This window comes from Flavobacterium hercynium (genome assembly GCF_002217285.1).
Classification (GTDB): Bacteria; Bacteroidota; Bacteroidia; order Flavobacteriales; family Flavobacteriaceae; genus Flavobacterium; species Flavobacterium hercynium.
In genome coordinates, this window is record NZ_MUGW01000069.1 from 1 (window position 1) to 2,103 (window position 2,103).

1 protein-coding gene is annotated in these 2,103 nt (G+C 40.7%); it reads left to right on the forward strand.

Annotated features, from left to right (window positions below):
- Nucleotides 1–2,103: hypothetical protein (locus B0A66_RS21275; protein ID WP_208862613.1), on the forward strand; the 2,103-nt coding region annotated here is incomplete at both ends.

Below are 2,103 nucleotides of genomic sequence, written 5' to 3' on the forward strand. Positions count from 1 at the left end.
AGCAAACGGAACAGCTCCTTATACATATAGTTTAGACGGGGCTCCGGCTCAAAATTCAGATACCTTTACCAATGTTGGTCCAGGTACCCATACTATTGTAGTTACAGACAGCAATAGCTGTACTGCTACGATAAGCAACATTGTTATTGCGCCTCAAATTCAGGGAAGTGCGGTGATATCAAAAACCTTAGATTGTACAAGTGCTACACCTGATGCGATTATTACAGTTGATATTTTAGGCGGAACAGCACCATTTACTTATAAAGTTAAAATAGGAGCCGGGGCTTATGGAGCGAGTATCCCTGTTACAGGGGCTAGCTTTGATTATACAGCTACTACTGCCGATACTTATGAGTTTGAAATTACCGATGCCAATGGTTGTATTTCGGTTGTTACTACTACAGTGAATGCTATTGTATATCCAACAGTAAGCGCAACAAAAGTTGATGCATTATGTTATGGAAGCGCTACAGGTTCGGTACAATTAATCGGAGCCTCAGGAACAGCAGGTTATACGTATTTATTTTACAACAGTACTGTAAATCCTGCGCCGACTACTTTTACAGCACAATCCAGTTATACCGGACTTGTTGCAGGAACTTATAATTATCAGATAAAAGACAGCAAAGATTGTGTCTCATCAGTTGGAAGCATCACTGTGGGTGAGCCTACAGCTTTAGTAGCCACAGCTAGTGCAACTGCTTTTAGCTGTAATACCTCAAATGTAAAACAAGTCGCTATTGTTACCATTGCCGTTCCTACAACAGGAACAGCTCCATATCAATATAGTTTTGATGGAGGTGTAACTTTTAGCGCTGCCAATACTTTAACAGTTAACGATAATGGTACGGATCAAATCATATCTTATGTTGTTCGGGATGCTCAAGGGTGTCAGACAGCTGTTCAGACCCTTACCATAAACAGATTAAATTCACCAACCGATATTAATTTTACAGCAAACGCCATAACATGTGTCGCTACAACCACTACTGTTACAGCGGTATCAGTTAATGGAGTTGGAACAATCACTTATGCCATTACATCACCTGGAGCTTCTGCTGCATCAAACACGACAGGAGTTTTCCCTGGATTAGCTCCTGGTACTTATAACTTTAGAGCTACCGATGCTAACGGTTGTTATATTGACAAAGCTTATACTATAGCTGCGGTTACTCCTATTACAGTTGTTGGAGCAAAAATAAGCGATGTCCTGTGTAATGGAACAAATACAGGAGCAGCCCGATATACTGTTGGCGGGTATGCAACTTCGTACCGTTATACAGTAAATGGAGCGGCTGCAATTACAGGTCAAACTGCAGCAGTGATCAATTTAACTAATCTTGCTACAGGAACTTATGTTGTTGTAGTTACTGATGAAGTAACAGGTTGTACAGCAACTACTTCAGTTATAATAAACCAACCGGCTGCTTTAGGGGCAAGTTATACCACAGTAAACGCCAATTGTTCTGTACCAACTTCAAGTGTAACAGTAACTGTTACAGGAGGTTCACCGGTATATCAATATTCATTTGTACCGGATAATGCACCTGTAGGGGCTTATACGAGTTCGAATACTGCTCAATTAGATCCAACAGTAAACACGAACTGGGATGTACATATTATAGATGCAAATGGTTGTATTCTAAAATTAGATATTACCATTGCCAAGGATTTAGCACCTAGCGTTACCGCATCAGCAGCAGGTCAGTGTTTAGGTTCTGGAGCTTATACCATTACTGCTACGGCAGGTACAGGTCTTGTAGCACCATTAAGCTATAGTATTGATAATGGAGCATCCTACCAAGCAGCAAATACTTTTGTTGTAACAACACCGGGAAATTATACTGTTAGAATAAAAGATGGTAACGGTTGTACGGCAGACAGTAATGTTGTTGTAGTTTATCCTGCCTTGACTTTATCAGCAGTTTTAAATAAAGATATTACTTGTAGCGTGCCAACAGCGGCTCAGATAACCTTAACACCAACAGGCGGAAACGGACCTTTTACTTATACAAGTGTACCTGCTACAGGAACATTTGCAGCAAATGTCTTCACGACCACTACACCGGGATCTTATATCTTTACGGTAACAGATGCTAATGG